The sequence below is a fragment of the methanotrophic endosymbiont of Bathymodiolus puteoserpentis (Logatchev) genome, assembly GCF_900128525.1.
Taxonomy (GTDB): domain Bacteria; phylum Pseudomonadota; class Gammaproteobacteria; order Methylococcales; family Methylomonadaceae; genus Methyloprofundus.
Window position 1 is genome coordinate 1 of the sequence record NZ_FQTQ01000115.1, and the last position, 6,727, is coordinate 6,727.

The 6,727-nt window shown below is 37.4% G+C and carries 6 protein-coding genes; 4 read left to right on the plus strand and 2 right to left on the minus strand.

Going from position 1 to position 6,727, the window contains the following annotated elements; genetic code table 11:
• The first annotated feature begins 125 nt into the window (after positions 1-125).
• Positions 126-1,145 (plus strand): sensor domain-containing diguanylate cyclase, encoded by a 1,020-nt coding sequence (locus tag BQ7314_RS09655; protein WP_174483500.1) that lies wholly within the window; start codon positions 126-128, stop codon positions 1,143-1,145.
• A gap of 40 nt (positions 1,146-1,185) precedes the next feature.
• Here BQ7314_RS09655 and recN read toward each other — a convergent pair whose 3' ends face one another.
• The gene (gene recN / locus BQ7314_RS09660) at positions 1,186-2,865 is read right to left on the minus strand and encodes a DNA repair protein RecN (protein ID WP_174483501.1); all 1,680 of its coding nucleotides are present in this window, start codon (positions 2,863-2,865) and stop codon (positions 1,186-1,188) included.
• A gap of 2 nt (positions 2,866-2,867) precedes the next feature.
• Positions 2,868-3,749 (minus strand): NAD(+) kinase, encoded by an 882-nt coding sequence (locus tag BQ7314_RS09665; protein ID WP_174483502.1) that lies wholly within the window; start codon positions 3,747-3,749, stop codon positions 2,868-2,870.
• An 80-nt stretch (positions 3,750-3,829) separates the two neighbouring features.
• Between BQ7314_RS09665 and BQ7314_RS09670 the strand changes: the two genes are divergently transcribed.
• From BQ7314_RS09670 to BQ7314_RS09680, 3 genes are all read left to right on the plus strand, one after another.
• Positions 3,830-5,644 (plus strand): Na/Pi cotransporter family protein, encoded by a 1,815-nt coding sequence (locus tag BQ7314_RS09670; protein WP_245394965.1) that lies wholly within the window; start codon positions 3,830-3,832, stop codon positions 5,642-5,644.
• 18 nt (positions 5,645-5,662) lie between these two features.
• Positions 5,663-5,926: a hypothetical protein gene (locus BQ7314_RS09675; protein WP_174483503.1), complete on the plus strand. Its 264-nt coding sequence runs from the start codon at positions 5,663-5,665 to the stop codon at positions 5,924-5,926.
• Positions 5,927-6,101: 175 nt separating this feature from the next.
• A complete protein-coding gene (locus tag BQ7314_RS09680; RefSeq protein WP_174483504.1) occupies positions 6,102-6,488 on the plus strand; it encodes a hypothetical protein in 387 nt (128 codons plus the stop codon).
• Positions 6,489-6,727: the final 239 nt, after the last annotated feature.

The following is a 6,727-nucleotide window of genomic DNA, read 5'->3' on the forward strand; positions in this document are numbered from 1 at the left end:
TGCAGAGGGTTTTAAAGAGTCAATGCGAATTGTATTTGATGAGCACCTGAGGCAATGGAATTATACTGCCATTCCTGACGCAACAACTTTATAAGTTGCCTAAGTTATTTCATGCACATTCCTTAATGAGTAATCAGGATATGGAGCGCTGTTCTTTTTTTATTAAAACTAAAGATGATTGTTTAGTTAATTTAACCGGCCTGAGTGCAGGTGAAGCATCCAGTGGCGAGCATGGAAAGCATAATCCATTAACCTTTAAAATAGGTGAAGGCATTATTGGTTTAGCGGCACAACTGGGTGAGCTACAAAAATGTCCTGATTGCCATAATGATGAGCGCTTTGCTTTTGTGGATAAGGCATTTACTCCTGGCTCTATTATCAGTGTGCCGGTTATCGTGTTAGGTGAATTATTTGGTGTGTTAAATATTTCACATCCTGAAGCGCATTATTTTTCTGATTGGCATCTACGTTTATTAGCAATTTACAAAAATATGCTGGGGCAGTTAATCAGCAACTTTCGTTTATTAAAGAAAATGGAGTTGCAGGTTATGCAAAAAACAGAACATTTAGAAAAGGCACTCGCTGAGGCGAGTGCGTTAAAAAAACGTTATGAAAGTCTATCCATGAAAGATAGCTTAACGGGTCTATATAATCGACGCTTCTTTTATGCACAAGTAACTCAGTCAGTTGCAAGAACGGCACGCAATGGCGATACTTTATGTCTGTTATTAATAGATTTGGATTCTTTTAAGGCTATTAATGATAAATATGGACATAGTTGTGGCGATCAAGTTTTAATCGATGTGGCTAAAGCTTTACAGACAGAAATGCGCGACTCGGATATTGTGGCACGTTTTGGTGGGGAAGAGTTTGTCGTGCTATTTTCACACCCTGATGCTAGTAATGGCTTGGCCTTTGCCGAAAGAATTCGTAAAGTCATTGCAGAGCTACAGTGGATATTTGATCGGCAACTTGTCTCAATTAGTGCCAGTATTGGTATGTTTTGCGTAACGCAACAGACATTGCATGAGCAAGGAGAGGATATTGATAGTTTTATTCATTATGCTGATGTAGCCATGTATCAAGCGAAAAGGTTGGGCAAAAATCAAGTCGTCATATTTTCCGAGAGTTTATTGGACTTATAAAATTAGCATGATTGTGTGGGCACTTCTTAGCTAAAGCAGTTTATAGATTGGTTTGTCCCGTCATTAACATTTCTTTCGCATGAGTTAAGGTTGATTTTGTTATGTTCACTCCACCTAGCATGCGAGCCATCTCTTCTATACGCTGTTCAGTTGTTAAAGTTCTAACTTGTGAGGTAGTCATGGCTGTATCATTACTTTTATAAACAAATAAGTGTTGATGCGCTTGCGCTGCGACTTGTGGTAAATGTGTAACACATAAAACTTGTGCTCTATTTCCTAAAGTGCGTAGTTTCTGTCCGACAATCTCGGCAATACCACCGCCGATACCTGAATCCACTTCATCAAATATCATGGTAGCAGCATTTTTATCATGGCTAGTTGTGACCTGAATGGCTAAACTGATACGTGATAATTCACCCCCTGAAGCGACTTTAGCCAAAGGGCGTAAGGGCAAGCCTTTATTGGCGCTGACTAAAAATTCTATTTTGTCTGTGCCATTGATTTTAGGTTGCTCAATTGTCTGAGGCGTTACATTAATGCTAAATTCACCCTGTGGCATACCAAGTTCTTGAATCATCGAAGAAATGAGTGTGGATAGTTTTTTGGCACTTTTTATGCGTTTTTGGCTTAGTGTTTTTGCAAGAGAAAAATACTGTTGTTGGTTTTGCTGAACAAGACTATTTAACTCGTCTATGCGCTCGGTACTGTGACTTAAATTCTCTAAGTCTTGGTTTAATTTTTCGGCAACTTGAGGTAGTTCATCAGGGCTAACATGGTGTTTTCGTGATAGATTTTGAATAATGCTAATTTGATTATCTAATTCTTGCATGCGTTGTGGTTCAATTTCCTGAGACTCAAGAAAACGGCGTAATTGTTGTGTGGCTTCATTGATTTGAATTTGCGCCTCAATTAATAGTTTATTTGGCTCATCAAACTCGCTGGCTAATGAGGTTAAGCCCGTTAAAGCGCTGATACTTTGATTCACTAAATGATTTGCAGATTGTTGTTCATTTTCTGATAACAAATTAAGCTGGATTTGCCCAACGTTTAATATTTGTTCTAAATTAGCTAACTTAGTATGCTCCGCAGAAAGTGCTGCATAATCATAATTAACTAAATCTAACTGTTCTAGTTCGTTAAGTTGATAACGCAATAAATCTTCTTGATTACTTTGATCTGTTGAGGATTTAATTAATGCTTCTAATTCATGAAAATTGGCACGCCACTGTAGATAGGCTTGATTAGTGTCCGCTAGTAAACTTGTATTTTGTGCGTAGTTATCGAGTAATTCCCGCTGTTCATCGCTTTCTAATAAAGTTAGGTGAGCATGTTGGCCGTGAATCTCAACTAATTGAGAACTAAGGAGTTTTAAAGCTTGAAGGGTTGTTGGGCTACCATTAATATAGGCTTTTGAGCGCCCATCTTGACGAATAGTGCGACGAATTAAACATTGCTTATCGGCATCTAGTTCATTTTCTTCTAACCATGCTTGTGCGTTAGGCGCATCACTTAAGTCAAAGCTTAAAGTGATTTCAGCACGTTGACTGCCAGGGCGTACATAGCCAGCATCAGCTCTTTCACCTAAAGCGAGCCCCAAGGCAGTGAGTAAAATAGATTTACCTGCACCGGTTTCACCCGTTAGTACCGATAAGCCTTTTTCTAGGTTTAGATCTAAAGATTCAACGATAGCAAGATCAGTAATATTAAGATTTTGTAACATAATTAGATAAGGTAGCCACTGCTCCAGCTGAGTTTGTCACGTAAAGTATGAAAAAAATCATGATTTTCTGGGTGCAGTATAGTAATCGGGTTAGGGTCTTTTTTGATCAGAATTGTATCACTGATTAATACATCAGGAATGGCTATATGATCGCAAGTGACTTGGGCATTAATTTCGTTGGTTTTAATGAAATTAATTTCTATTTCAGAGTTATCACCAATCACGATAGGGCGATTAGATAGAGTATGCGGGTTGAGTGGCACCAATAATAAAGCATTCAATGAAGGGTGAATAATAGGCCCACCTGCTGATAATGCATAGGCCGTTGATCCCGTCGGTGTCGATATAATTAAACCATCAGAACGCTGGGTATTAAGGTATACACCATCAATTGTTGTTTGTAACTCAATCATACTCGGTGTGACCCAGCGATGAATAACGACTTCGTTAACCGCAGTTTCTTCATGGATAATTTGTTTGTTACGAATAATTTTTGTACGTAATAAATAGCGTTTTTCTTTACGAAATCTGCCTTTTAATATATCGTCTAATTTACTCAATAGTTCATCAGGTGAAATATCTACTAGAAAGCCGACACGTCCAAGATTAATGCCGATAAGCGGGATATTATTGCCTGCTGCAATGCGTGCTGCAGATAAAAATGTTCCATCACCACCTACGGCTAGTAAGACATCGCAGTGCTGAGCAAGTTTTTCGGCTGAGATAGCTCGGCCAGAAAAATCATAGACTAAGGAAGCACTAGTAGAGTCAATAATAATTTGGTAATTCGGTTTTAAAAATTGGTAGAGCTCATTCAAAGTCTCGGCAATGCTCGAACCGCTAGATTTCCCTAAAATGCCAATCGTTTTAAATTCAGTCAACATGCGTGTAGGTTCTATACGTAAATAAGCAGTAAATTATAGCTTATAATGACACGATTGGCTTATGAATGGTCTTATTTATAATGATAAAAAAAATACTGTTACTCACTATTTTCATATTACTTGCCTATGCTTTGTGGTTAAGTCCCGATTTTAATCAGATTGCCGCGGGCGTGGCGATTTTCCTTTTCGGTATGCTGTCTTTAGAGCAGGGTTTTCAATCCTTTACAGGAGGTACATTAGAAAATATTTTAAGTATCAGTACTGATAAATTATGGAAAAGCCTAGGTTTTGGTGTGATCTCTACCACCTTGATGCAATCCAGTTCTTTGGTCACTGTCATCACTATTTCATTTTTAAGTGTTGGAATATTAGACCTAGCTGCTGGTATAGGAATTATTTTTGGTGCTAATTTAGGCACAACCACTGGCGCATGGTTAATTGCTGGCTTTGGTTTAAAAGTAGACATCGCTGCTTATGCAATGCCTATGCTAGTGCTTGGTATCTTACTCGTGTTGCAAAAAAATAAAACTTTAAAAGGGCTCGGTGCAATTTTAGCGGGTATGGGTTTTTTATTTTTAGGCATTTCTTATATGAAGGAAGGTTTTGAAACCTTTCGGGAAACGATTGATTTAACGCAATATGCTCTGACAGGCACGAAAGGTTTATTGATTTTTACCTTAATCGGTATTGCGGCAACCGTCGTTATGCAATCCAGTCATGCGACGATGGTACTCATTATTACCGCTCTATCCGTTCAAGAAATAACCTATGAAAATGCGTTGGCATTGGCGATTGGTTCTAATGTGGGGACTACCATTACAGCCATCATTGGAGCATTAAGTGCTTCTGTAGAAGGTAAGCGCTTAGCAGGCGCGCATTTATTATTTAATGTTATTACTGGGTTGATTGCTTTGCTAATGGTCAACCAGTTTATAGTTGTAGTTGATTTAATTGCCGACGCTGTAGATATAAGCGAGAGTGACTACACACTTAAGTTGGCTATTTTTCATACCCTGTTTAATTTAGTGGGTGTTGCCATTATGTTGCCTTTTATTAGCCGAATGGTAATTTTTTTGGAAAGAGCATTGAGGAGCGAAGGCATTAAAGTTGATCAGCCTAAATACTTAAATGATGCAGCCATGGCATTTCCAGATACTTTAGTATCAGCGGTGCGACAAGAAACAGTACGCCTGTATCAACATGCTAGTCATATTATTTTAAAAACGATTGGGCTTTCTCCTCGCAGTGTATTTTCTGAACAGGATTTACAGCAATTAATTGTGCAGAGTCGTAAAATACCGCCTTATGATGTTGATGTTGCCTACAATCGGAGTGTAAAAGGGATTTATAGCGCTATTATCGCTTACATTAGCCAAGCGAGTTTTACTTGGGAAATGCGGCAATCAGGGAGTTTATATTGGTTACGTGAAGCTAGCCGACATATCGTTGAGGCAATAAAAGATACTAAGCATTTACAGAAAAATTTATTAAAGACGAGCTTTTCTACTAATCATTTTGTTACAGATGAATATGAAAAAATTCGCTATCAAATTGCTGATTTATTAAGGCAATTAGAGTTATTTCGCTTACAGGCTGAAACAGCAGGTGAAGAAATAGGGTTACTTTCATTTGATGTCTTTAAAGTAAAACTCAAAGAGCAAGACCAGCAAATGAATGCGAGTATCGATGCCTTAATTAGAGAACATAAAATCAAGCCTGAAGAGGGCACTTCATTAATTAATGATAGTTCGTATATGTATGAAATAAAAAATCATTTAGTTGCTATGGCAGAAACAGTCTTTATTGTACAACAGCAAAACACAACTGAATCAGAGCGTGAGTTAACGTTAGATGATAATGAGTTAGTTAAAGTGATGCAGACTGAAAATGACTAGGCCAAGAGGAGAAACATTGTGGGTAAGAAAAAATTACTAAAAAAGTTACAAGATTTTTTTGATGCTGATCAACGTGAAAAAGAAAGGCATTTAAGTGATATAAAAAGGATATTGAAAAAATTAAAAGAAAAGGAAAGAAAGTTACAAAAGGATTTAGAGTTATGTGGCATAGGTGACAAATGTGAAGCGTTAAAGCAAGAGCTTGATATTATCTATGCGCAACGCATGAAAGGCGTTAAGATCGTAAAAGAAATTAAGGACAAAGGTAAGGGGAAGACCTGAGTCCATAGTTATAAACGAAAAGGCATTTGAGGCAGGTCATTCTAAAGATTCATTTCTTAGTGTGATAGTTTTTAGTCTTGTAAATTATAAACTAAAGGTGCCTCCTAGTTGTCTAGACAGTGATGTTAAATCATTAGTAGTTTACAAAATTATCAATTTAACCTACCATCATGTTATGAATTTATTATATCATCGTTTTATTATATTGCTTTTACTCGTGTTGCAGGGCTTATCGCCCTTGGTGCATGCGCATGTGCAGATAGTTGATAACGGTGATAGTGGTATTCATATTGATGAAATTAGCCGCATTTGGCAAGATGCAGGGGATACTTTATCATTCAGTAATAGTGAGCATGTCGCTACGGCTATTGATATGCAGGCAGTTATTACGCAAAAGAAGCTGTTGTTAGATAGTGATCTATCACACTTTCTTTGTGCCAATGCGAAACCTCAATTTATTCATTTATTCGGTATTAATAACACATCGGCTTTCGCCGACGTGTTTATTGTTCAGTCCTCTGTTAGTTTATCTGCTATTGCGCCTCGCGCTCCCCCTCTGTAGTTTCTTTTTATAGGTTTTTTCGCCTGGTTTTGTTCGCTTAATACTGCTTTTTTACAGAGAGTCTTTTATTTAAGCTGTTAATGTATTTGATTTTTTGCGTGTATACATTTTGTCTCTGTACACGACAAAAAATCTAAAAAGGTGGCATAGTTCGTTGAAATGTAATCAAATATCCTATTTTTGTTTTGGCAAAACATGAATAGCGGACAATTACAAATCAACGAACTAACGACTATATT

Excerpts from the sequence above, each read along its gene's own strand:
- BQ7314_RS09665 (WP_174483502.1), bottom strand. The coding sequence starts at position 3,749 with ATGTTGACTGAATTTAAAACGATTGGCATTTTAGGGAAATCTAGCGGT.
- recN (WP_174483501.1), bottom strand. The coding sequence starts at position 2,865 with ATGTTACAAAATCTTAATATTACTGATCTTGCTATCGTTGAATCTTTA.
- BQ7314_RS09655 (WP_174483500.1), top strand. The coding sequence starts at position 126 with ATGAGTAATCAGGATATGGAGCGCTGTTCTTTTTTTATTAAAACTAAA.
- BQ7314_RS09680 (WP_174483504.1), top strand. The coding sequence starts at position 6,102 with ATGAATTTATTATATCATCGTTTTATTATATTGCTTTTACTCGTGTTG.
- BQ7314_RS09670 (WP_245394965.1), top strand. The coding sequence starts at position 3,830 with ATGATAAAAAAAATACTGTTACTCACTATTTTCATATTACTTGCCTAT.